This is a genomic window from Planctobacterium sp. AWM4_229, assembly GCF_056160305.1.
The window spans coordinates 18,949-42,389 of the sequence record NZ_JBSWWX010000002.1 but is presented as its reverse complement, the minus strand read 5'-3'; the positions used below and the strand labels follow the sequence as shown (position 1 = coordinate 42,389).

Genomic DNA, 23,441 nt, shown 5'->3' with positions numbered 1-23,441 from the left:
TGAGTTTTGTAATAAAATTGCTGCCTTGCATACTAAGGCCTGTATCTGAAACAAATTAAGCGCGGCATGGACCAAGTACATATCGAACAAGTATTGCAGGATTATGGTCCGCTGTTTAGCCGATTAGCGGGAAGCTATGAGAGCAACCTGGCAATGCGCCAGGAGTTGACCCAGGAAATTGCGCTCCACGTATGGCAGGCGCTGGCGAGTTTTCGTGGCGATGCTCAGTTAAAAACTTACGTGCTTAAAATTGCCCACAATCGCTGTGTTCAGCACGTACTGGCAGAGAGTAAACGGCCCAAAGCAGATTCATTAATTGAAGACGCTATGCCAATTGCCTCAAAGCCTCTTGAGGCAGAACAGCAATTGATGCTGGATACTTTGCTGGCGGAAGTGCGCAAATTGCCTTTGAAACACAGACAACTGATTACCCTCTATCTCGAAGGTATGCAATACAACGAAATTGCTGAAATATGTGGTGTCAGCCAGTCCAACGTTGGTGTGACTATTAACCGCATCAGAAAACACTTATCTGAGGTGTTACACAATGAATAATCAAAACGATCCATTATCCAATTTGTGGCAAAGCCAGCCGGTGCAAAGCATCGATCTCAAAGAGTTAAAAGTACTGTGGAAGAAAAACCGTCGCAAGCAGTGGTTGTGGGCCTTGTCAGATGTCATTGGTTTATTAGCCGGTGTCATTATGTGTGGCTATTTCCTGCAAACCGAAGACAATTTGTTTCGTCAGATCTGGCTGGGGGTGTTTTTAGTGCTGATTATCGTGGTAACACCTTGGAGCTTGCGTTTACGTGTGGCCAGCTTGCGCTCAAACGTGCCCACTAACGAATACCTGAGTCGTTTAATACAACAGAAAATTAATAATATCTGTATTGCCAGAATGTGTATCTGGATGGGGATATTTATTGCTCTGTTTTTCTCAGTATGGTCAATCGCTTATTACTTTTATTATCAACCTGTGCCTTTTGAGTACCTGATAAAGGTACTCAAAGGAACCGGCCTGATTGCAGTTATGTCGTTGTTAATGGGTTGGTGGGCGCATTATGAAATTAACAAGAATGGTAAGTTGCTGAAGCGCTATCAGTCGGTAAAAGAAGAGGGCTAAACTTTAGACTGTTGTTGCGAAGAGACCGGATGAGCTTCAATCTTCGGGTATCTTTAGCTTCCGCAGCTTTAACCGTATTTTTAATGAGCGAGTCGTAAGCAATATTTCCCTGAGAGAAAACAACAGGGCTAGTATTAACACTGCTAATGCGCAGATAAAGGTGATGGATATCATCAGTGACAGCTGAATGGTGTAGATGTGACTGACAAACAGGGTGGTTATCACTACACACAATAAAAGTGCGGTTAGGGTATAGAGGCTAAATGCTTTATTGATCAATGAGATGCGTTTCCACAGGTAACGCAGCTCTTCCGATTGGACCTTTTTCAGCGCGACATCTTTGGCATCTTGTAAGCTGTTTTCTAATTCGCGTGCCCTGTCCATGACACGCATTAAGCGATTAGACGCGACGCCCAGTAACGCCGCGATGCCGGTGATCAGAAATACAGGCGCAACAGCGGCCTGGATGACTTGGCCTATGTGGATGATTTCTAATACTTGACCTGACATTGTCTCTCTTTGTTTATCTTAAAATTGGCATTTGCTCAGTTATTGTTCGGCTCCCAATGCTTTCGCACGCTCCTGACGTTTCGTTAAATCTTGTGGAGGTTTAGGGCGCCAGGTTTCCAGTTCTGACTCTATCATTTGTGCAAGTAACTGAATATGAACGTCATCGCTATTGAGACAAGGGATGTATTCATAGCGCTTGCCGCCCGCTTCGAGGAAGTAGTCACGATTTTCCTCACCAATTTCTTCAATGGTTTCCAGGCAATCTGAAGAAAAGCCGGGGCACACTACCTGCACCGACTCTACCCCTTCTTTGGGTAGGGCTTGAAGCGTGTGATCTGTGTAGGGTTTAAGCCACTCTTCCCGGCCAAAACGAGACTGAAAGGTGGTCATGTACTGATCTTTATCTAACTCCAGGTACTCTGCGATTAAACGTGAGGTTTTGTAGCATTCACAGTGATAAGGATCACCGTTAGTAAGATAGCGTTTCGGGATACCATGGTAAGAAAACAACAATTTGTCAGCCTTACCGTGCTTTTGCCAGTGGGCCTTGATCTTTTCCGCCACGGCAGCGATATAGTCAGGGTTATCGTGATAATGACTGATAAATTTGAAATCCGGGAGCCAGCGCCGTTGGGTAAAGTCTTGTGCAATGGCGTCAAAGGTACTGCCTGTAGTGGAAGCGCAGTACTGTGGGTAGAGTGGTAGTACCAGGAGTTTACGCACCCCTTGCTGGAACATTTTGTCCATTACCGAGGAAATTGAAGGGTTGCCGTAACGCATGGCATAGTCAATAACAACGTTATCACCGTATTTTTCGCCTAGCACTTTTTCCAATGCGGCACATTGATTTTGGGTGTGTTGCATCAGTGGCGAACCCTGCTCAGTCCAGACCGTCTCATAGGCTTTGGCACTTCGGGCAGGACGAATATTGAGAATGACGAGATTCAATATACTCCACCAGATCAGGCGGGGTACTTCCACCACTCTTGGGTCGGATAAGAACTCTTTTAGATAAGGTTTGAGCGCTTTTTTAGTGGGTGCATCAGGTGTTCCAAGGTTGGTGATCAATACACCTGTTTTATCTTGTTGGGCGTGGTTAAAGTGCTGGCTGTTTTTATACTTCATTTCAGATTCATAACTAACGGTCTAAAAGCGATACGCAATCGGCAGCGCTTTGGTTTTGCCTTTTATGAAAAAAGACGAAGGCATTGCCTTCGTCTTTGTCGTTTATGGATTGTAGTAGGTGGCGGCGCCTGGTCCCACCGGCATACCTAGTAAGAATACCCAAATATAAAACAGGGCGGTCCAGCCAACGATGTAAACTAAGGAGTAGGGCAGCATAGTGGCGATCAATGTCCCCATCCCCAGGTCTTTTTTGTAGCGAGCTGCAACGGCTAATATCAAACCAAAATAACTCATCATCGGTGTAATGAGGTTGGTAGTGGAATCACCGATGCGATAAGCCGCCTGGATAACTTCTGGTGCATAACCAACGAGCATCAACATGGGGACAAAAATCGGTGCAGTTACCGCCCATTGTGCCGAAGCACTGCCCAAAGACAGGTTTACTAGGCCACACATTAAGATAAACAGAATGAAAATAGACGGGCCGTCTAATCCAGCTGCCTGCAAGAAGGCTGCGCCTTTAACTGCCAGTACAGTTCCTAAGTTTGTCCATTTGAAGAAGGCCACAAATTGCGCCGCAAAAAATACCAGGGTGATATACAAACCTAGTGAACTCATGCTTTTGGCCATGGCATTGATCACATCTTTATCGTTTTTCATGGTACCGGCGACACGGCCATAAACAAAACCAGGGACGGCAAATGTGATAAAGATAAAGGCAACAATGCCTTTTAAAAATGGTGAACCTGCCACCGCACCCGTTTCAGGATGGCGCAATATACCGTCTTCCGGAACGATAGTTAGCGCTAACAAAACGCACAGACCCAAAAATGCCAATCCTGCCATTTTTAAGGCTTTCTTTTCTTGTGCTGTTGGCTTTTCAATCTTCGGTTGTTCAAGTTCTACAGCCGCTTCACTGGGATCGTATTTACCCAAACGTGGTTCAACAATTTTTTCGGTGACGAAGGCGCCCATGAAAGCCACCACAAAGGTGGAGACAAACATAAAGTACCAGTTCACTTCAGGGCCTACAGTATACTCGGGATCTATCATGTGGGCCGCGGCTTCGGTTATCCCCGACAGCAGCGGGTCCACCGTGCCTAACAACAGATTGGCACTGTATCCACCTGATACACCCGCAAAGGCGGCCGCCAGTCCAGCCAAGGGGTGTCGGCCCAAAGAGTGGAATATCATGGCGGCTAATGGGATCAGCACCACGTAACCTAATTCAGAAGCGGTGTTGGAAATAATACCGGCAAAAACCACCACCACAGTAACCATTCTGGGTGAGGCATTGACTACCATGGAACGCATCGCCGTTTGCAGTAGACCACTGTGCTCTGCAACTGATACGCCAAGAAGCGCAACCAATACGGTGCCCAATGGCGCAAACCCGGTAAAGTTAGTAACAAGGCCGGTGACAATACGCTGCAGGCCTTCGGCATTCATCAGTGAAATAACTTCGATGACGCCATCGGCTTCACGGCCTTTGGCTCCCTCAGGACGGGGATCCAAAACGCTGACATCGAAATAGCCCAATATACCGCTCAACAACACGATAAACAGGGCGAACATGGCGAATAACGTAACAGGGTGGGGGAGCAGGTTCCCCAGCCATTCAACAGTGGCTAAAAATCGGGAAAACAAGCCCGATTGTGACTCAGCGGCGATGCCTGACGGCTTTTGATTATTATTTTCCGCTTGAGTGGTGTCGTTAGATGTACTCAAAACTCATCCTCGTAGCTGGTCACGCCGATGGGCGTGATCGTTACTCTTTTAATTTTAGGCAACGAGAGTAAGCATTTTTGCAAGCTGAGTCCAGTTTCCATAGTTTTTCCGCCATGGAAACTGGCGATTTGTTTACACTTTAGGTTGTTGTTCCAGCAATTCTTGCACGGCCTCTCTATCGCAGAGAGTAAAGAGCAATACCACAGTGCCGGGAGTGGCCATCTCCAGCGCCATTTGGGCACCGGCTAATGGTGAGGCGCAAAACAGAACTTTCTCTTCCTTGATACCCGTTTGCATCAGAAAGTGTTTTGACAGCCCAGGCACTTCGCCGGGCTCTCTACCACGCAAGTACTTACCCACTTCAGAAGTGATGTAAATATCAGCGTCTAGCCCGGCAACGGCTTCTGTTAAATGCTGTATTTCGGCATCGCTACGATCACCGGCATGACCAAACATTACGATGCGCTGCGTCGCCGGGATTTTACTGGCCATGGCCACTACCGCTTTCATGCTGTGCTCATTATGGGCAAAATCAACGATGTATTTTGCCTCATTGATGTCGTACAGATTGCCGCGTCCCGGATTATCTTGGGCATCACTGGCAAATTGCTGTAAGCCTGCAATGATATGTTGGCGCTCAAAACCCAAAGCAAAACACAAACCGATTACGCCAAGGGCATTTTGGACGTTGTGGTGAGCGTGTCCGCCAAATGTCATGGGGATACTGTCAATGGCACACAATCTGTCCAGGGTTTTACCATTAAAGTACACAAGATCGCCGCGATGACTGAATACCGCAGGTTCACCCTTACTTAAGTTTTCCTGCACCAGATAGTTATTTTCTGACTCGCTAAACCAGCAGATAGTGCTCTTGTGGTGTTGCGATTGTGCTACTGATAATTCGTTGTCGGCGTTGAGCACCAATGTGCCTGTAGTATCCAGACCTTTGGCCACGACAAATTTGGCCTCGGATAATTCCTCTACGGTATCGATACCGTATTGTCCCAAATGATCGGCGGCCACATTGGTGATAAGTGCCGCATCGACACGGTTTACTGGTAAGCCGCGGCGCAAAATACCGCCACGGGCCACTTCTAAAAAGGCGATTTCAGTGCGGGAGTCTCGCACCAGCATGCGTGCACCACCGGGGCCAGAATAATCTCCAGTGTCAATGATATGCTCGCCTACTTTAATAAAGTCAGTAGAAGTGACGCCGGCACTGAGTCCGGCACATTTTGCGATTTGAGCGGCAAGTCGCACGCTGGTGGACTTACCATTGGTACCAGTAATAAAAGCCAGTGGCACATCCTGATATTTTAACCAAGAGATGGAATCGATATCGGGTAAGTCTCTCACTCCCCAGGTATCCACGGTATGACCCATGCCCAAGGACAGATAGTCGTCATCAGTGATGCAGGTGACCCCTTTTTCCTGAGCGGCCTGCATTATCTGCAACAGTTTGGGGTTCACTTCACGCTGTAATTCTTCTTTGAGCTTGGCGATGATTGCATCTTTGTCAGGGGACTCTTCTTTGCGCAACTCAGCCACCACCATTTCCCAAGCGTGCTGTGCCAATTCACAGGCGCTATACAATGCGTCCATCGGGGCGCTTATGGCCATGCTGATGCCATGGGTATGAACACGGTAGGTGCTTTGTGCGTCTGCCCAACCTAATTCATCACACAGGGATTTTGCCTGGTTTTGCCAGGTTTGCGCCACCTGATGTTTGTCCACATCATCTACAAACACATCAATAATCGCGCCGGGATAGTCCCAGAGTAAATTGGGACCTGTTAAACGGCGTGATTCGTCCAGTTCCAGTTTCATAGTCTGTTCGTCCGGTTCAAGTCAACGAAGGGCTAGTCAGCCTCTTCGTCATGCTCCATAACAATACGCACACCGCGCTCATCCGACACCATTTTTTGTCCGGCGGTGAGCTCGTACTTGTGTTCTTTGGGCTCAAATAACTTTTCCGGGAAGTCTTGGGAAGGCGCACTGCTTTGTGTGACTTCGGTTTTGTTGACATCATTAAAGTGCACAATCTGCTTCCAACAGCGAGATATGTTGTCACCCAATACAATCAACAAATCGCCCTCTTGGCTCATTTGCAAACCGGTTTCAATGGCAGTTTGTTCATCCGGGATAATCTGAATGGCCTGCTCCGGAATACCCTCGGCTTTGAGCTGTGTAGCCAGTAGCGTGGGAATTTCATCAGGACCACGACCACGACGGTCGTCATCGGCCTTACAGATAAACTCATCAAAACCTTGCGCGGCAATCTTCGCCGCTTCGATTACATCTTCATCTCTCCTGTCGCCCGGCATGGCCATAACGATGCGGCGTTTGCCTTTAATTTCCAGACGCATGGCCAGGTCGGTGATGGTTTGAATGGCCGCTGGGTTATGAGCATAATCCAGTACCACTTTGAATGGGTGTTCATCAAATACGTTCAGACGACCCGGTGCCTGGAAGAAGGAGGTGTTGAAGGTTCTCAGTCCCTGGCGAATATCGTCCAGGGAGGTGTCAAAAGCGTAGGCCATACCCGCCGCAAACATAGCGTTTTGCACATTGTGCATGGCTTTACCTTCGATGGTTGCCGGGATCAGGTGGGTCCAAAGTAGTGGAATGTGCGCGCCTTTGTCATAAATGGTGATCATATCGCCATTGATGCCTTTTTCCAGCACTACCGCCATACCACCAGAGCGAATGTGCTCTCTCACCAAGCCGTGGCCTGAATCGGTGGTGATGTAGCAGAAGCGCTTTGCCTGACAATAGTCAGCCATTTGCAAAACCAAGGGATCGTCGGCATTCAGCACGGCACAATCTTTGGCAACTTCCACCACAACACGTTTAATCTGCGCCAAATCATCAAGGGTGTTGACGCCGCGCTGCCCAAGGTGATCAGCACTAATATTGAGGCATGCCCCAACATCACACCAGTTGTAGCCTAAGCCGCGTTTTACAATACCGCCACGGGCGGTTTCCATAATGGCGAAATCTACGTTTGGATCGCGCAAAACGATTTGTGCCGATGTGGGACCGGTCATATCCCCCTTAACGGTTAAATGGCCATCAATATAGACCCCGTCGGTGGAGGTCATGCCGGTGGTAAAGTTGGCGGCTTTCATGATACTGGCCAGCATTCTGGATGTGGTGGTTTTACCATTGGTACCAGTAATTGCTGCGATGGGAATTTTTGCCTGACTGCCCGCCGGGAACAGCATATCCATTACTTTACCCGCCACATCCCGCGATTGTCCCTCACTGGGTGCGACGTGCATTCTGAAACCCGGAGCGGCGTTACACTCGCAGATACCACCGCCAATTTCTTTGTAAGACTTACTAATGTCATCGGTGAGAAAGTCCACACCACCCACGTCTAAACCAATGGCTTTGATAGCCCGTACCGCCATATCCCGATTGTCGGGATGCACTATATCGGTGACATCAATTGCCGTACCACCAGTGGACAGGTTCGCGGTAGAGCGCAAATAAAATACTCTGCCGTCCTCTAATACCGATTCTGCTGTTAACTCTGCCTCTTCTAACAGGCGCTGAGCTTGATTATCCAGCTCCAGACGAGTCAGCACCTTTTCATGACCGATACCGCGACGAGGATCTTCGTTAACGATATCCACCAACTCGCTGATTGTATGTTTGCCATCACCCACCACATGACCGGGGACTCTTTTCGCCACGGCTACCAGTTCGTTGTTCACTACCAGCATGCGGTGATCAAAACCAGTAAGATAACTTTCTACTAAGACAGCACGACTGGAGCCAAACTTTTGCGCTTCGGCAAAGGCCGCTTCTACTTGCTCATCAGAGTCCAAATTAATGCTCACCCCGCGACCGTGATTGGCGTTAAGGGGCTTCACCACCACCGGGTAGCCAATGCGCCTGGCGGCTCTTACTGCCTGGCGCTCACTGTAAATCATGTGTTGAACGGGAACGGGCAAACCCAGATCACTCAACAAATTATGGGTGTCTTCTTTATCGCAGGAGATTTCTACCGCGATATGACGGGTTTCGCTGGTGACTGTGGCCTGGATGCGCTGCTGGTATTTTCCGTGACCAAATTGCACCAGGCTGTATTTGTTCAGGCGCAACCAGGGGATATCACGCTCTTCTGCGGCTTTAACCAAAGAGCCGGTACTGGGACCAAATTCTTTACGCTGGGCAGCCCGCACAAAAGACTGAAGTTCGTCGCTGAAATCAAAATCATCTTCGTAATCAAATGGCACTTGCTGTTTGACGGGCTCAGGTAATAAGTGCATAAGCAGTTTCATGGCCAATTCACCTGCTGCCAAGCCGACATCCCGCTGTTTGTATTCGTAAACCACGTTGTAGCAACCATGCTCTCCGGTACCACGGGTCTTACCAAAGGTAACCTTGGAGCCTGCCAGGTCTTGTAATTCAAGGGCGACGTGCTCCCAGATGTGCCCCATCCAGGTACCTTCATCTTCCCGCAGACGGCGCACCAGGCCACCTTCCACACCATAAGAGCAACCGTGGCTGTGTAAACTCGGCACTGCTTCCAGCAAACCATTGATAAATTCTTCGCCTAATTTTGCCGAAGGCCAGTTTTCTAATTCACCCAAGTCTATCTGGTGACGAATAACGGGAAAGTTGGCATAGACATTAGGGCCAACATAGACATTAGAAGTGGTAATTTTCATTGAGTCGTACGTCCTTATTTTCCGCATGTTGGAAAAGTGCGAAGGTGTGCAAAGATGATGATTTTTTGGTTACAGAAAAAAGTCTGTTACAGCACTAGGTATAAACAAAAAAAGTGGCGAATGCCACTTTTTTCTGAGGATTATTGCGCTCTGCCTGCTAAGTAATCAATCGATATGGGCGATGCGATTACTGATATCATATCGGGCACCAGAAGCCAGAATGTGTACCTTTAGATTGAGCAAGGTCAGGGCTTCACCGCGGCGCGCTTCAGCCATGGAGGAATACTCTATGTCCGATGGATCTACTACGGTAATAGCGCCACTACCTACAACGGTGAAAATATTGTTGTCATCAATGAATGCTGCGGTATTTTCGTCAAGGCCAACACCCACTAAAAAGGGATTGTAAGATACGGCACTAAGTAGCCTTGCCAGGCGATTGCGTTCGTTAAAGTGCTGATCTACCACAACGGTATTGATAAGGCCCATGCCGGGAGCCAGGTTCACACCATCTTCGGTGGGTACGATACCCACGTTACCGCCTGCGATCATGTGTTGGGAAATGATGGCTGCACCAGCCGAGGTTCCGCCAACATGGGCTCCTCGAGCATTGGCCTGGCGAATCGCTTTCGCCACTGGAGTGCCACCTAAAATGGTAGATAATCGCAGTTGATTGCCGCCAGTAATGAAAATAGCGGTGGCATTTTCAATGATATCCAGATGGGTTTCATCCTGTGCATCTGAGCGCTCGGCGATAGGCAAAGAGTCAGCTTGTCCAGCGCCTAAGTCTCGGAATAACGTCTCATAACGGGAGCCTGTGTCTTCTAATCTGGAAGCAGTGGGAATAACACAAATTTTTGCTTCACGGCCGCCGGCCAGTTCCACAAACTTGCTGAGAATTTCTGGGTTATCGATTTTTTCTTCCGCGCCGCCAATCGGAATTACATAGCCGCGCTTTTGTCCGTCTATTGCTGGTGATGGCATATTCAAACCTCAAATGTACCTTTTTTAATTTGTTCGCCATTGAACTTGTGCCAGCGCCCTAGCGCCATTACATGGTCAATATCGTCTTGTTTGCTATTGAGCACTATCAGGTCGGCATCGCCGTTTACTGTCAGTTGCCCTTTGTTAGGAAGTTGCAAAAGATTTGCAACGTTTTGACTGAAAAAGGGCGAAATCTTCTCAATAGATTGCCCTTGCTGGAGTAACTGAAAAAATACCGCAGTCATGGCTTTCGAGGTGGCAAAGTCCATCTTGGTGAGCTCACCCTGCTGATTAAAACAAGGCAGACAACCGCCACCATCAGAACTAATGGTGAGTTTATCTGTAGGAAAGCCTTGCTCAAGAAAGTGCAGTATGGCTTCATCAGGCTCATAGCCTTCGGGGCCTGTTTCAAAGGCGGTGATGTCTATCCAACAACCTTTTTGGGTTAATTCGCAGGCCTCTTCAAACAATGCGCGGCGGCGGTTAACGTGAGTTGGGTTAAAGGTTCGCGCCGGAATTTCAGTTTCCTGCAACGCTCTTCTAACCAGACTTAAACCCCGCTCACCATCGCCAAGGTGTAAGTGCAATACCCCGGCTTTGCCTGTCATTAAACGTGCCACATGGCACTCTGCTGCAACCTTTATCAGCTCGTCAAATGTTGGTTGGCTGGAGCGATGATCACTAATTGCTAGTTCGCCCACCGCAATAACGGGCTCGATAAATACGATATCCGATTTCACTGAGCCGGTAAGTGTCGTGGGCGGTAGGTGATAACCACCGGTGTAACACCAGGCGGACAATCCTTCTTCTCGCAAGGCATATACCTGCGCCACTACCGACTGGGTATTGCGAGTAACATCATCTGTGCCCAATAAGCCCACCACAGAGGTGACCCCGGCACTGGTAAAATGACTTAAGGGAACGGGAGGGACGCGCGTAGCAAAACCCGCTTCGCCGCCACCACCGGTAATGTGAGTATGGGCATCGATAAATCCGGGTAGCACGGCTTTTCCGGCCAAATCAATTTCTTGCACCGTCAAGCAGTCTGATAGTTGCGGCAAATCATCGCCGATATACAGAACCTTTTTGCCGCAAATTAGTATGTTTTTTAAGCCCAATGCAGCAGGAGCAAAAACGTTAGCGTTGCGTAACAATGTGAATTGACTGGATGTAGACATGCTTGGGCCTTATTTTACGGGGCTGCAATCGTAAATCAGTTATTTTTGGTTGCAAGTACTTTCGTGCACAAAATATGCATAACAAAAAGGCATGACACTATTTTGTCACTTTTGCGGAACACATACCATTTAGATTGTAGTGCAAAGTTTCAGGCATTGGTGAAGTTTTAGTTTGGCACGCGGCTGACCAGGAGAGACATTTGAGTTTTGGGCAGAGCTGCCGATAGACAAGCTAACGAATTGAAGAGAAATACCATGAAAAGATTACTGTTGTTACTTTTGGGATTTTGGGTGGGTGCGGTTAATGCCCAGTCTCAAATTAAAGCGGTGCAACTTTACTCTCAGGATGAATTATTACGGCTGATCAATCGCAACGAGCATCTATCGCGTGTGGTATTAGATGATTGTCAGTTGGTGCAAGATATAGAAGCTCGCGCTGAGACATTAAAAGTGCCAGCTTACCAGTTCCTTTGGGGGGACATGTTGGCGTGGGGAGTCTGTGTTGAAGCGGATCCTGAACGCGGCGTACCCTTGATGGAAGAGGCGGCAATGCAAGGCCTCGCACCTGCAATGGAACAGTTGGGGCGGTATTACGCTGCTGGCAAACTTGTTCAAAAAGACATTCCACGGGGGATTGTGTATTTGCGTGAAGCAGGCTCTTTAGGCAATCTCAAAGCGCAAATCCAGTTGGCAGAGCTATTCATTGAAGGTCATGGTAGTCCTTACGACTATGAAGACACCTATCACTGGTTATACAATGCCATTACCAATGATGACGAGCTGCACCAAAAGATTGCCGACTGCATGGCGTCGCTGGAAGAGCTCATGCACCCCAAAAGTGTACGTCGTGCCAGACGGCCTTTGGAGTCTTAACAGCGCACAGCCCATTGAATCTGCAAAATTTTATTCCTATGTAGCAATGCAATCTTTGGGCATGTTGATATACTGAGAGGCATTACACAGTCAGGGAGCTGCCGCTCCGTCGAGAGATATGCAAGACGATCCATACTACGCCAGGGAAAAGGCCAAATACGAACAACCCGTAGCTTCCAGAGAATACATTCTTCAGCTCATTAATGACGCCGAGCGCGCGCTGTCGTTTCTCGATATTTGCCACAAAGTTAATGCCAATGACGAAACCAGCCGCATTGCGGTGCAGAGACGATTACGGGCTATGGAGCGAGAAGGCCAGGTCATCTTTAATCGCCAAAAACGATACGAAGTCGGCTCTGTTATTACCCACGTTACCGGTTCGGTGATTGGTCATCGCGATGGCTTTGGTTTTTTAAAGCGTGATGATGGTGAACGGGATCTGTACATCTCCGGTGGCCAGATGCAATTTTTGTTGCACGGCGATAAGGTGGCTGCCGTTGCCGGTAAGAAAGATGCCAAAGGTCGTATCGAAGCCAGAAACATTGAGATAGTTGAACCTCGTGATGAACCTATCGTTGGTCGCTTTTTTATGGAAAGCGGTGTGGGCATTGTCATTCCCGACGACAGCCGGTTGCGCTTTGAACTAATCATTCCACCTGAGCGCGTTAATGGCGCTAAACAAGGTCATGTGGTTGTTGCCGAAATGACCCAGCGGCCGCGCAAGCGGGTATCGCCGATTGGCCGTATCATTGAAGTCTTAGGCGAACACATGGCACCGGGCATGGAAATCGAAATGGCGCTGCGCAATTTTGATATTCCCCATGCATGGCCACTGAAAGTAACCAATGAAATCAGTGGCTTGGGGGAGGAAGTCAACGAAGCCGCCAAAAAAGGTCGCATTGATTTGCGTCAACTTCCTCTGGTCACCATTGACGGCGAAGATGCACGAGATTTTGATGATGCGGTATTCTGCGAGCCGCAAGAAGATGGCGGCTGGCAGTTGTGGGTAGCCATTGCCGATGTGAGTTATTACGTGCGCCCTAAAAAGGCGCTGGATGATGAAGCGCAAAATCGCGGCACCTCAGTGTATTTTCCCGAACAAGTGGTACCCATGTTACCCGAGGTGCTGTCTAACGGCTTGTGCTCATTAAATCCTAATGTAGACAGACTTTGCATGGTGTGCGAGATGAGCATAAGCTCATCTGGTAAACTGCAAGGCTATCAGTTTTACGAAGCGGTGATGAACTCCCACGCCAGGCTTACCTACAACAAAGTGTGGGCTATTTTGGAAGGCGACCCGGAGCTATATAAACGCTATTTTGATCATGTACCTCATCTGCAAAATCTTTATAAGCTGTACAAAGCACTGAAGAAATCCCGTGCCGAGCGCGGTGCCATTGAGTTTGAAACTCAAGAAACCAAGTTTGTATTTAATGCCGAACGCAAAATAGATCATATAGTGCCCGTTGTGCGCAACGATGCCCACAAGATCATCGAAGAGTGCATGATCATGGCCAATGTGGCTGCGGCCGATATGTTGCAAAGCAACAAAGCCGAGGGCTTGTACCGCATTCATGAGGAGCCCAGCGAGGAGCGCCTGAAGTCGTTTTTGAGTTACCTCTCAGAAGTAGGGATATCCCATGGCCTGACGGGCAAAGCGACACCCAAACAGTTTTGTGATGTAGTGAAGAAAATCCAAGGGCGACCGGACCAGGAACTCATCCAGACCATGTTACTGCGCTCTATGCAACAGGCCATTTACGACCCGGACAACGTCGGCCACTTTGGCTTAGCACTGGAGGCCTATGCGCATTTTACTTCGCCCATTCGTCGCTATCCCGATTTAGTGGTACATCGCGCTATTAAAGCCATTTTAGACAAACAGGCACAGCGCAAGAGTAAAACCGGCGGCTATGCCTACAACGAAGATGAAGTCGGCATGTTGGGCGAACATTGCTCCATGACCGAACGCCGGGCCGATGATGCCACGAGAGATGTATCTGACTGGTTGAAATGTGAGTTTATGCAAGCCCATGTAGGGGACTCATTTGAAGGTGTTATTGCTTCGGTAACTAACTTTGGCTTTTTTGTGCGCTTATCCGAATTCCACATCGATGGTCTGGTGCATATCACCACATTGACTAATGACTATTATCAATACGATGAAACCCGTCAGTATTTAATTGGCGAATCTGGAGGCACGATCTTCCGGCTGGGTGATCAGGTAGAAGTCAAAGTTATCGCTGTGAACCTGGACGAGCGAAAAATCGATTTTGTTTTGGATATGCCATTACCAACGCGCAAATCTCGCCGGGCTTCTAAGGCGAAATCTGGTAAATCTGACCAGGTGAAAGCGAAGCGCATTGCTGCCAAAAGCAGTCGTAAAAAGCCCGGTAAAAAAGCGACCAGTGGCGCTAAACCGTCCAGCAGTAAAAGTAAAAAACGAGGAAAATAGATGGCACAGCAAGAATGGTTGTACGGACTTCATGCACTGGAGGCTGTGGTAGCCAGAGAGCCAGAACGCCTGATTGAACTGTATGTTCTGAAAGGCCGCGATGACGAAAAATTACGTAACATTATTAATCAAGCCAGACGCTTTGGTGTTGCGGTACAATTTTGTCAGCGTAAGGTATTGGATGACAAAGTTAAGGGCGAGCAACATCAGGGGATTGTTGCCAAGGCCAAGCCGGGACGAGTGCTGGACGAAAAAGATCTCGATGAGATCCTGGAAAAACAAGACAACCCTTTTATTCTGGTGCTCGATGGAGTGACGGATCCGCACAACCTGGGAGCTTGTTTGCGCAGTGCTGATGCCGCTGGCGTGCATGCCATGGTGGTGCCGAAAGACAAATCGGCCAACTTGACCCCTACGGCGCGAAAAGTAGCCTGTGGAGCAGCTGAGACCACACCGCTAATTCAGGTGACAAATCTGGCTCGCACATTGCGTCAGATGCAAGAATCAGGTGTTTGGGTCATCGGTACCACTGGTGAGGCTGAACAACTGATTTATGACGTAAAACTGTCTGGGCCAATGGCGCTGGTGATGGGAGCCGAAGGCAAAGGCATGCGCAGGTTAACTCGAGAAGTTTGTGATGAACTGATAAAACTGCCCATGGCAGGCTCGGTATCCAGTCTCAATGTATCAGTGGCGACGGGAATTTGTTTGTATGAGATTGTGCGACAACGCATAGCTAAATGATTGGCGAATTATCTGGAAGGTAGAGGGTAAAGTGAGATGAAAAGATTACTGCTAAGTCTGTTATTGATGAGTAGTTTCTTTGTCATGGCGCAAGAAGACATGCCTGACCACGATATAACTATGTTCGACCTTGTTAACACCGCAGACACTTTGGCTATAGCTAACCCCGTTGCCATCGCTCATCGCCAGGGCTATGAAAATCAACCGGTATTCATTGATAACAACTCTCTCTATTTTACGAGGATGGATGATGTCAACGCTGATGTCTGGCTGTGGCAAATGGGGCATGAAGTGGCCATTACAAAAACCCTAGAAAGTGAATACTCACCGACTCCTATTCCTACTCGACAAGGGGCATTGTCTACCGTCAGAGTGGAGCATGACGGTACGCAGCGCTTATGGCAAATAAACAGTGACGGTAGTTTTGAATTGCTATTCAGTAACGTTAAACCTGTGGGCTATCACGTTTGGCAAAAAGACAACGTCGCTTTGTTTGTACTGGGGCAACCCCATCGCCTCGAAGTAACGTCACTGGGGCAAGAAACCACTAAGTTGGTGGATGACAATATTGGCCGTTGTCTGGCCCTGGTACCGGGTAGTAGCAAGATTTCCTATACCACCGAAGAAGAGGGCTATCACCAGTTGCGAACCTGGGATTTTACCGACAGTTCTTCTGCTGAACTAATGAAATTACCAGAGCAATCCCAAGATTATGCCTGGCTTAATGCGGAGCAAATCATTACTTCTGACGGTAAGCAACTGCTTTGGTGGGACCAACAACAAAAAACCTGGTTCCCGGTTACCATGCCGGAGTCACTCAAATTACAGGGCATAACTCGCCTTGCGATCTCACCCAATAAACGCAAAATAGCGATAGTGCATCATAAGAATACAGCGCTGAATTAGCGTTTATTTGCAAAATCCTTACAGAACTGACGAATAGTCGCCCCCTCTCTATAAATCGTTACAAAAACGTCATGTTTAATTCAATGATTATTAATTTACTACTCGTAGAATAACCTCTCCAGGTGGCTGTGCCCGGAAGCAATATGCCACATTTATTCAACTTAAAGAGTAGAAAATCTATGAGAATATTGACGGCTGCTTTGTTCAGTACCGCGTTATTGCTGAGCGCTCAAACGCAAGCTAATCAGCGACAGACAGGGTGGGGTGTCGGTTTTGCGGTAATGGTGCAAGACCAGGGCTATCGCGGCGGAGATATCGAGACTCAGGTCTTCCCCATGGTGTTTTATCAGGGGCAAAACTTTTACTGGCAGGGACCTGAACTAGGCTATCGCATTGCGGATAACGTTACTGTTTTTGCCGAATATCGCTTTGATGGTTTTGAACTGGATGACTCTGATTTTTTTGCCGGTATGGAAGAACGTAAGGGTAGCCTGGATCTTGGCGCGGCCTACAAGTTTGAAAATAAGCTAGTAGATTTTACTTTATCGGGCCAGGCAGATGTATTGTCTGAGCATGAAGGTTATGAGTTTAGTGCCACACTCAGTAAAGGCTTTCCTGCTCTTGGCGGTCGATTGACGCCCTCTGTGGAAGTGAGTTATCTGAGTGATAATTTGGTGGATTATTATTATGGTGTTCGCACTTCAGAAGCGACGGTTTTACGTCCGGAATACATCGCTGAAAATACCGTAAATGTAAGTTTAGGCATTTCGGGTTTTTGGCCGGTAACAGACAATCAAAACATCATTGCTGCCCTAAACTATTCGTTTTTAGGCAGTGAAATTGAGGATAGTCCCCTAATGGAAGAGGGGCAGAGCAGCAGCTTTTTTGTAGGCTATGTATATCGTTTCTAGAACAGGGGCCAGATGGCCCCTTTAGGTATTTACTATACGCTGATTGAATTATAAGTTGTGTTCAATGCCGCTTCGTAGCTTTCGTAATAGTGCAAACTCGGTGCAGTGAAAATCATGCCGTAAAGCTTGCCTTCTTTTTCCCAAATAATCACATCGCTATTCTTTTTCAAACCATTTTGATTGAAAAACTCAAGCTCAAATCGGAAAGCGATTTGCTCACCTATTTGCTGAGGTCGAACATTTTTAGTGTTAATTTTTAGCTTACCGTCCTCTTGATTAATAATAGAGGTTTTAACCAGGTCTTCTAATTCATTGGGTAACATCCCCGCTCTGAACTTAGGCATAGGTAGCTCTTTGTTGGTTTCATTGAGAAGGGTTTCGCCTTCTTCAATTTCACCAAATACCAGCATTTGGTTCAGGCCATAACCATCAATTGTCCAAAGCTCAGTTTTCTTGCCTGGTTCAAAAGGAGACTTACTCCAGGTGGTAGCAGGGGTCACCGAAAAACCTTTAACACTCATTTGTGATGCTGGGATCAGCTTAAATTGAGCACAAGATGTGGTTAGCAGTATAGTGGTTAAAATGAGGGCGCGTTTGAATAAATTCATTTGTTAATAAGCTCCATGTAGTATTTTATCATCGCTTTGTCTTCTGCTTCGGGGTAATTCTCAAGGTAATTTCCGAAGTGTTTCATAGCGAGTTCATTATTTTTTTCTTTGATGTATAGATAACCCAATTGTTTATGGGCCTCTTTTGGGCAATTCTCGTGTTGCAAAGCACTTTCGTAAGCGGCGATTGATAGCTCCGCATCTCCCGGAGAGGAGCGCAGACGATACAACTCACCATAAAAGTATTGAATCAATGCCGGGTCATAGTTGATTTGACTATGACGTTCCAAAATCGATGAAGTTTGTTCGTACTCCTGCAAACTAAGGTGATTACTCATCGCTCTTTGATAAATACTCGCCACTTGTTTGCGATATTCGCTTTCACCCGTGGAATAGTGTTTTTCCCATTGATTCTGAAACTGAGTGGAATGTTGCTGCAAATTTTCCAGTCGTTCCTCTGAAGCAGGGTGTGTGGCCCAGAAAAGGCTTCTCTCTTCTTTGGACTGATCGGCATCTCGCTCAGATATGAGTAGCCCCCATACTTTACTGGATTCACTTGTGTCATATCCGGCATGCCCCATCATTTCCATACCGATTAAGTCTGCTTCTCTTTCTTGTTCGCGGCCAAATCCCGCCAAAGCAGAACCGCTCATTAAAGCGCCTAAGCCAACAACACCGGTTAGCGAGCCCACTGCAATATCGATTAATAAAGCAGTGTTGCTGGCGCTTTTTAGATTTCTGAACTGCTCGATTTGGTGAGTTTGCAAGTAATGACCAATTTCGTGTCCGAGAATAGAAGCCAACTGCGCTTCATTTTCCAGTCTGAGAAATAAGCCTGACCACACATGCATCATCCCATTGGGATACATCGACGCATTGAAGTGCGGGTTGTCAATGATATAGACCCTGATATTGTCACAATATTCAGGCGTCAACTTGCAAACCAGGCCTTGCACATAGTTATTGAGTTCTTCATCCTTAATTCGGTAAGGAGAGAGTTGTACATCCTTTTCAATTTTCTCCACCTGATACCAGAAGCCACCTTCGTCAGAAGAGGGATCTGGGCGATAATTCACATCTATCACCGGTGCAATGGACAGCGGACCTGCACTGGCTTGAGTTAAGGTCAGTATCGCAGCTACAACAAAAGTCGTACATTTTTTGAAAAATTTGTGTGGCAACATAGCGTTTTGTAAACCTAGGCTGAGGGTATGGAGTCCAGCAGATTTACAATAGTATCTTGTGCAGAATCACGCTCTCTAAGGTCACCTGTTGTACTTATCAGACGGTTAAACCAGACGATATCACCAGTATTGAGATCAACCAGCGATGAAAACCCTAGTTGTGAACCACCAACTATCCCGACACCCACTAATGCACCGAATACCTGCATTGCTTTTCTACCTGCACTGGCGTAGCTATCTCTCATAAATACGAAAAGAGCGTAGTCAGCGCCGGTTTCTTCTTTCAAAATTTTCGCTTTTTCACCTAGTGTCCAGGTGCCATTTTTAGGACGAGTAGGCAGTTTTACCACTCCAACCTCATGTACAAGGATACTGAAGCCAACAGCTTCGTGTAGTTTTTCAAGTTGAGCTTGTACGGTATCAACATCAGCGATTTCTGCTTTGTAAGGAGTGGCACTACTATTATTTTCAGCAAGATACTGGCTAATACCTTCTTCAAGGTGGGTGCGAGCGTTCTCTGTCCACTCTGCTTGTACTTCGGTTATGCCTGTAGCGCCCAAAATAGAGAGCTCTACATCAATTGGCATGATAAGTAATTTAGGTTTCTCATTGTCGCTGCTGGTGAGCTTATCGACAGAGTTGTAATTAGTCGTACTGGCACAGCCTGATAAAATTAGCAAAGCCGTACTGAGAATGATTAATTTAAGACGAGTGGCATGCCTGTGCATACGCTGATCCTCCATGATTTCATTGAATGTTGTTATGTATTAATGTCAATTTGTGTGGCTGTTACTCCACAAACGTGGCGATAATATCATTCCTGATACATTTGTTAACAAATATTTAAATTTTTTAACGATTCAACTGAACCTTGCTTTTAATGTTGTAATAGAATCGGTAAATCGGATACCCAACGGAGAGACTAATGCGCTGTCATGAAATTGATTACGAAATACTTGGGGCTTCCATGCAAATGGTGGAAGTCGAGTTAGATCCACAGGAAACTGTGATCGCGGAAGCCGGAGCCATGAATTACATGGAAGACGGCGTGGAGTTTGAAACAAAAATGGGTGACGGTTCTGAGGCTGAACAAGGCTTTATGGGTAAATTATTCAGTGCCGGCAAGCGCGTCATCACCGGCGAAAGTTTGTTTATGACCCACTTTACCAATCACGGATACGGTAAAAAGCGCGTTGCTTTCGCCTCGCCATTTCCCGGCACCATTATTCCCGTCAATATGGCGCAAGTGGGTGAGGAAATAACTTGCCAAAAGGATGCATTTCTTTGCGCAGCATTGGGAACCAAAATTGATATTGCCTTTAACAAGAAGTTAGGCGCAGGCTTCTTTGGTGGTGAAGGCTTTATTCTGGAACGCCTGCAGGGTGATGGCATGGCGTTTATTCATGCTGGTGGCACTGTAATAGAGAAAGAACTTAAAGGGGAAACTCTGCGGGTGGATACCGGTTGTATCGTCGGTTTTACTGGCGGTATCGAATACGATATTCAAATGACCAAAGGCTTACGCAGTATGTTTTTTGGTGGAGAAGGCCTGTTTTTGGCTACTTTAAGTGGCCATGGCAAAGTCTGGCTGCAGTCACTACCTTTTAGTCGCCTGGCCGACAGAATTATTCAGCATGCTCCGCAAATGGGAGGCAGCCGACAAGGCGAAGGCAGTGTTTTAGGGGGCATTGGTGATATGTTTGATGGTGACAACTAAATCACTGTTCGCCACCAATAATAAGTTATTGGCAGCGTCTATCTGAACTATTGAATCAAGTTGCCCGGACAAGTCCAGCCATGCTCCATATGTAAAAAAGTGAGCAGTCCTTTGCTCATACACGCAGAGGAAGTGCTTCTTTAGAAACGGTAACCCAAAGACAGGGTATAAACGTAAGGATCGATGTCTACATCTACAGTGCCCGTGTCAGCACCCAGTTTAAAAGTGGCTTCGGTGTCAATGTCAATCCAGCGCACTGAGGCGTTGAAGAACCATTGCTCGTTGATATCAACATCAACACCCAGTTGCGTAGAAAAACCAAATGAGTCGTCTAAATCCAGGTCAGAAAATCCGGCAGTTTCATTTGCTGCAGTGAACCCTTCGTCAAAAAATACGGTGTAGTTTACGCCCAAACCGATATAGGGGTGCACATTGCTGTCGCCCATATCAAAATAATAAAGCGCCGATACCGTAGGAGGCAGGTGTTTTGTTTCGCCTAAAGCTCCTACTGTATCCAAATCGATATCGTGGCTAAACGGTGTCGCTGCCAATACTTCTACCGCCCAGTTTTTGTTCAGGAAATAAGCCAGGTTCAAACCTAATTGTGCGTTGTTGTCGACGCTTACGCCAACACCTAAGTCTGCACCGGCAACAAATACATTGCTGCTGCTGTCGTCTGGGTTAACGCTTGTAATACCGCCTCTTACTAACCAGTCGCCTGCTTCAGCGGCGATGGTGCTCAAAGGTAATAGAGTCAGAGCAGCAGCCATTGCTAGTTTAGATAATTTCATGTGTTTCTCCGTCAAGTTGATGACATCATTATGGAGTTTGTTGCAGTGCTGTTTTTGATCTGGCGCAATATCTTGGGTGCAGTGCTATTGGATTTGATTATTTCTTTGATCCGCGTCAAATTAGGGGCTTATCAAAAGCTTGCTGAGAGAATGGAATGACAACAATAAAACCATTAAGGACCTTTATATTTAGTATTGCTATCGCACTGACAGGTAGTGTGCAAGCACAAACCTTGGTGACTAATATCAAGGGCTATTCGTTTCATCAAGATAGCCCGGCACGATTTTCTGCTTTGTCTTTTCAGGACGATAAGATCACTGGCGTGTATCACACTGTGCCCGACAAAAAACAGTTTGAAAAGGTTATAGATGGCAAGGGAGCGACGCTGGTTCCCGGTATGATTGATGCTCACGGCCATGTTTTGGGTTATGGCCAGGCACTTAATCGAGTGGTGCTTAACGGAGCAACGTCGGAAGATGAAGCCTTACAGCGAGTCGCACAGTTTATTGCCGGGCATAAAGACAACAAATGGATCCGGGGTAGGGGTTGGAACCAGGAGTTATGGTCCGATCGCGCATTTCCTGATGCCGAGGCTCTGAGCAAGATATCTTCAGGCAAGCTGGTGGCACTAGGCAGGATAGATGGCCATGCGCTTTGGGTAAATCAGGAGGTATTGCAACTCGCAGGAATCAACAGAGATACACCGTCCCCTGAGGGTGGAGAGATCATCAAAGATGCGCACGGCAATCCCACGGGGATCCTGATAGATAACGCCATGAACCTGGTGTATTCACTTATCCCCGAGCCGGGTTTACCGGAAGTAAAACAAGACTTGTTAACCAGCCTGAATAAACTCGCTTCATTGGGGCTAACTTCGGTGCACGATGCTGGGGTTGATTATTTAACCTGGCAAGCTTATCAAGAATTGAGTCTTGAGGGGAAACTACCCATTCGTGTCTATGTAATGTTGGATGTCACTGACCGCAATTATGCAAAGATGCTGCAAAAGGGTCATATCTATTCTAAAGATGGCAAGTTGGTGATCCGCAGTGTCAAAATATCTTCTGATGGCGCATTAGGTAGTCGAGGGGCGGCGTTACATGAAGAGTATAGCGACAAACCTGGACATTTCGGTTTGCTGCTACACGATATTCCCAATCTTAACAAGCTAACGCTACAGGCCATGCAGGCAGGATTTCAGGTAAATACCCACGCCATTGGTGATAAGGCGAATACGGTATCATTGGATGCATTCGCGCAAGCCATAAAGAAAACTCAAAGTCAGCATTTGCGGCATCGAATTGAACACGCCCAGGTAATTCACCCTGGTGACTTTAAGCGGTTTCAGGCATTCAATATTATTGCTTCAGTTCAACCCACTCATGCCACCAGTGATAAAAATATGGCGGAAGATCGCTTGGGTAGTGAACGCATCAAAGGTGCTTACGCCTGGCAACGGTTGCTCAGCAATAATGCATTATTAGCAGGCGGTTCGGACTTTCCTATTGAGCCAGCGGAACCCTTATACGGGATCCACGCCGCGGTAACCCGACAAGATCGCGATAACCAGCCTGAAGGTGGCTGGTATGCTAAAGAAGGGGTTTCTCTTCATCAGGCATTCAAGATGTTTACCCAAGGGGCTGCTTATGCAGCGCATCAGGAAAACAGTATTGGCTCTATTGAGTCAGGTAAAAAAGCCGACTTCGTTTTGTTGCAAAACGATCCGCTTGCCATTGCTCCCGAGCAACTATGGCAAATACCTGTTTTGCAAACCTGGGTGAATGGTGAGTTGGTTTGGCAGAAATAATCCACGTGCCGGGCTGACACTCCGGCACACTATACCCAAACCACCTCAAGATGCTTGCTTCAGAGCTATCACGGCGCTTTCAGTACAAGGCGCACTTGAGAAGGAATGTCGGCTACC

21 protein-coding genes are annotated in these 23,441 nt (G+C 47.3%); 10 read left to right on the top strand and 11 right to left on the bottom strand.

Translation table 11 applies throughout. The features are described 5' to 3' along the window. Positions 1–66: 66 nt before the first annotated feature. On the top strand, positions 67–555 hold the full coding sequence (locus ACXAGP_RS03495; RefSeq protein WP_475259551.1) for an RNA polymerase sigma factor: 489 nt from the start codon (positions 67–69) through the stop codon (positions 553–555). Continuing rightward, positions 548–1,123 (top strand): hypothetical protein, encoded by a 576-nt coding sequence (locus ACXAGP_RS03490; RefSeq protein WP_475259550.1) that lies wholly within the window; start codon positions 548–550, stop codon positions 1,121–1,123. The genes ACXAGP_RS03495 and ACXAGP_RS03490 overlap by 8 nt, the downstream gene beginning before the upstream one ends. A gap of 36 nt (positions 1,124–1,159) precedes the next feature. On the opposite strand, the gene ACXAGP_RS03485 is transcribed toward ACXAGP_RS03490, so the two are convergent. The 7 genes from ACXAGP_RS03485 to iadA form a co-directional block, all read right to left on the bottom strand. Beyond that, a complete protein-coding gene (locus tag ACXAGP_RS03485) occupies positions 1,160–1,633 on the bottom strand; it encodes a DUF2721 domain-containing protein (protein ID WP_475259548.1) in 474 nt (157 codons plus the stop codon). Positions 1,634–1,672: 39 nt separating this feature from the next. Then, the gene (gene hemH, locus ACXAGP_RS03480) at positions 1,673–2,758 is read right to left on the bottom strand and encodes a ferrochelatase (protein WP_475259547.1); all 1,086 of its coding nucleotides are present in this window, start codon (positions 2,756–2,758) and stop codon (positions 1,673–1,675) included. Between the two features lie 102 nt (positions 2,759–2,860). Continuing rightward, positions 2,861–4,429: an AbgT family transporter gene (locus tag ACXAGP_RS03475; RefSeq protein WP_475260241.1), complete on the bottom strand. Its 1,569-nt coding sequence runs from the start codon at positions 4,427–4,429 to the stop codon at positions 2,861–2,863. 189 nt (positions 4,430–4,618) lie between these two features. Next, positions 4,619–6,313, bottom strand: a complete 1,695-nt coding sequence (locus tag ACXAGP_RS03470; protein WP_475259546.1) for a Mur ligase family protein — start codon at positions 6,311–6,313, stop codon at positions 4,619–4,621. A gap of 32 nt (positions 6,314–6,345) precedes the next feature. Further along, positions 6,346–9,165: a cyanophycin synthetase gene (gene cphA, locus ACXAGP_RS03465; protein ID WP_475259545.1), complete on the bottom strand. Its 2,820-nt coding sequence runs from the start codon at positions 9,163–9,165 to the stop codon at positions 6,346–6,348. Positions 9,166–9,330: 165 nt separating this feature from the next. After that, complete coding sequence (locus tag ACXAGP_RS03460) at positions 9,331–10,149, bottom strand: cyanophycinase (protein ID WP_475259544.1); 819 nt, start codon at positions 10,147–10,149, stop codon at positions 9,331–9,333. A gap of 2 nt (positions 10,150–10,151) precedes the next feature. Next, positions 10,152–11,327, bottom strand: coding sequence for a beta-aspartyl-peptidase (gene iadA / locus ACXAGP_RS03455; RefSeq protein ID WP_475259543.1), 1,176 nt, complete (start codon positions 11,325–11,327; stop codon positions 10,152–10,154). 255 nt (positions 11,328–11,582) lie between these two features. Here iadA and ACXAGP_RS03450 point away from each other — a divergent pair, with 255 nt between their 5' ends. The 5 genes from ACXAGP_RS03450 (at position 11,583) to ACXAGP_RS03430 (ending at position 17,216) form a co-directional block, all read left to right on the top strand. Then, entirely contained in the window at positions 11,583–12,200 is a 618-nt protein-coding gene (locus tag ACXAGP_RS03450) for a tetratricopeptide repeat protein (RefSeq protein ID WP_475259542.1), read from the top strand. 118 nt (positions 12,201–12,318) lie between these two features. Continuing rightward, on the top strand, positions 12,319–14,655 hold the full coding sequence (gene rnr, locus ACXAGP_RS03445; RefSeq protein ID WP_475259541.1) for a ribonuclease R: 2,337 nt from the start codon (positions 12,319–12,321) through the stop codon (positions 14,653–14,655). Next, positions 14,656–15,399, top strand: coding sequence for a 23S rRNA (guanosine(2251)-2'-O)-methyltransferase RlmB (rlmB, locus tag ACXAGP_RS03440; RefSeq protein WP_475259539.1), 744 nt, complete (start codon positions 14,656–14,658; stop codon positions 15,397–15,399). A gap of 36 nt (positions 15,400–15,435) precedes the next feature. Then, positions 15,436–16,305, top strand: a complete 870-nt coding sequence (locus ACXAGP_RS03435) for a hypothetical protein (RefSeq protein ID WP_475259537.1) — start codon at positions 15,436–15,438, stop codon at positions 16,303–16,305. Positions 16,306–16,484: 179 nt separating this feature from the next. Beyond that, positions 16,485–17,216, top strand: a complete 732-nt coding sequence (locus tag ACXAGP_RS03430; RefSeq protein WP_475259536.1) for a MipA/OmpV family protein — start codon at positions 16,485–16,487, stop codon at positions 17,214–17,216. Positions 17,217–17,248: 32 nt separating this feature from the next. Here the strand turns inward: ACXAGP_RS03430 and ACXAGP_RS03425 are convergent, their stop codons facing one another. From ACXAGP_RS03425 to ACXAGP_RS03415, 3 genes are read right to left on the bottom strand one after another with little or no spacing between them, the layout of a single operon-like run. Further along, complete coding sequence (locus ACXAGP_RS03425; protein ID WP_475259535.1) at positions 17,249–17,824, bottom strand: hypothetical protein; 576 nt, start codon at positions 17,822–17,824, stop codon at positions 17,249–17,251. Then, positions 17,821–19,008: a M48 family metalloprotease gene (locus ACXAGP_RS03420; RefSeq protein WP_475259534.1), complete on the bottom strand. Its 1,188-nt coding sequence runs from the start codon at positions 19,006–19,008 to the stop codon at positions 17,821–17,823. The genes ACXAGP_RS03425 and ACXAGP_RS03420 overlap by 4 nt, the downstream gene beginning before the upstream one ends. 14 nt (positions 19,009–19,022) lie before the next feature. Beyond that, positions 19,023–19,736, bottom strand: a complete 714-nt coding sequence (locus ACXAGP_RS03415) for a hypothetical protein (RefSeq protein ID WP_475259533.1) — start codon at positions 19,734–19,736, stop codon at positions 19,023–19,025. 197 nt (positions 19,737–19,933) lie between these two features. On the opposite strand from ACXAGP_RS03415, the gene ACXAGP_RS03410 reads away from it, so the two are divergent. Further along, entirely contained in the window at positions 19,934–20,725 is a 792-nt protein-coding gene (locus ACXAGP_RS03410; protein WP_475259532.1) for a TIGR00266 family protein, read from the top strand. A gap of 140 nt (positions 20,726–20,865) precedes the next feature. Here the strand turns inward: ACXAGP_RS03410 and ACXAGP_RS03405 are convergent, their stop codons facing one another. Next, positions 20,866–21,516, bottom strand: coding sequence for an OmpW/AlkL family protein (locus ACXAGP_RS03405; protein ID WP_475259531.1), 651 nt, complete (start codon positions 21,514–21,516; stop codon positions 20,866–20,868). Between ACXAGP_RS03405 and ACXAGP_RS03400 the strand changes: the two genes are divergently transcribed. Further along, positions 21,517–21,675, top strand: a complete 159-nt coding sequence (locus ACXAGP_RS03400; RefSeq protein WP_475259530.1) for a hypothetical protein — start codon at positions 21,517–21,519, stop codon at positions 21,673–21,675. Beyond that, complete coding sequence (locus tag ACXAGP_RS03395) at positions 21,672–23,324, top strand: amidohydrolase (RefSeq protein WP_475259529.1); 1,653 nt, start codon at positions 21,672–21,674, stop codon at positions 23,322–23,324. Before ACXAGP_RS03400 ends, ACXAGP_RS03395 begins: the two co-directional genes overlap by 4 nt. Positions 23,325–23,441: the final 117 nt, after the last annotated feature.

Bases quoted from the DNA above. Each gene is read 5' to 3' on its own strand.
- hemH (WP_475259547.1), bottom strand. From the start codon at position 2,758: ATGAAGTATAAAAACAGCCAGCACTTTAACCACGCCCAACAAGATAAA.
- ACXAGP_RS03495 (WP_475259551.1), top strand. From the start codon at position 67: ATGGACCAAGTACATATCGAACAAGTATTGCAGGATTATGGTCCGCTG.
- ACXAGP_RS03490 (WP_475259550.1), top strand. From the start codon at position 548: ATGAATAATCAAAACGATCCATTATCCAATTTGTGGCAAAGCCAGCCG.
- ACXAGP_RS03435 (WP_475259537.1), top strand. From the start codon at position 15,436: ATGAAAAGATTACTGCTAAGTCTGTTATTGATGAGTAGTTTCTTTGTC.
- iadA (WP_475259543.1), bottom strand. From the start codon at position 11,327: ATGTCTACATCCAGTCAATTCACATTGTTACGCAACGCTAACGTTTTT.
- ACXAGP_RS03460 (WP_475259544.1), bottom strand. From the start codon at position 10,149: ATGCCATCACCAGCAATAGACGGACAAAAGCGCGGCTATGTAATTCCG.
- ACXAGP_RS03395 (WP_475259529.1), top strand. From the start codon at position 21,672: ATGACAACAATAAAACCATTAAGGACCTTTATATTTAGTATTGCTATC.
- ACXAGP_RS03485 (WP_475259548.1), bottom strand. From the start codon at position 1,633: ATGTCAGGTCAAGTATTAGAAATCATCCACATAGGCCAAGTCATCCAG.
- rlmB (WP_475259539.1), top strand. From the start codon at position 14,656: ATGGCACAGCAAGAATGGTTGTACGGACTTCATGCACTGGAGGCTGTG.
- ACXAGP_RS03415 (WP_475259533.1), bottom strand. From the start codon at position 19,736: ATGCACAGGCATGCCACTCGTCTTAAATTAATCATTCTCAGTACGGCT.
- cphA (WP_475259545.1), bottom strand. From the start codon at position 9,165: ATGAAAATTACCACTTCTAATGTCTATGTTGGCCCTAATGTCTATGCC.
- ACXAGP_RS03425 (WP_475259535.1), bottom strand. From the start codon at position 17,824: ATGAATTTATTCAAACGCGCCCTCATTTTAACCACTATACTGCTAACC.
- ACXAGP_RS03410 (WP_475259532.1), top strand. From the start codon at position 19,934: ATGCGCTGTCATGAAATTGATTACGAAATACTTGGGGCTTCCATGCAA.
- rnr (WP_475259541.1), top strand. From the start codon at position 12,319: ATGCAAGACGATCCATACTACGCCAGGGAAAAGGCCAAATACGAACAA.
- ACXAGP_RS03405 (WP_475259531.1), bottom strand. From the start codon at position 21,516: ATGAAATTATCTAAACTAGCAATGGCTGCTGCTCTGACTCTATTACCT.
- ACXAGP_RS03420 (WP_475259534.1), bottom strand. From the start codon at position 19,008: ATGTTGCCACACAAATTTTTCAAAAAATGTACGACTTTTGTTGTAGCT.
- ACXAGP_RS03430 (WP_475259536.1), top strand. From the start codon at position 16,485: ATGAGAATATTGACGGCTGCTTTGTTCAGTACCGCGTTATTGCTGAGC.
- ACXAGP_RS03450 (WP_475259542.1), top strand. From the start codon at position 11,583: ATGAAAAGATTACTGTTGTTACTTTTGGGATTTTGGGTGGGTGCGGTT.
- ACXAGP_RS03470 (WP_475259546.1), bottom strand. From the start codon at position 6,313: ATGAAACTGGAACTGGACGAATCACGCCGTTTAACAGGTCCCAATTTA.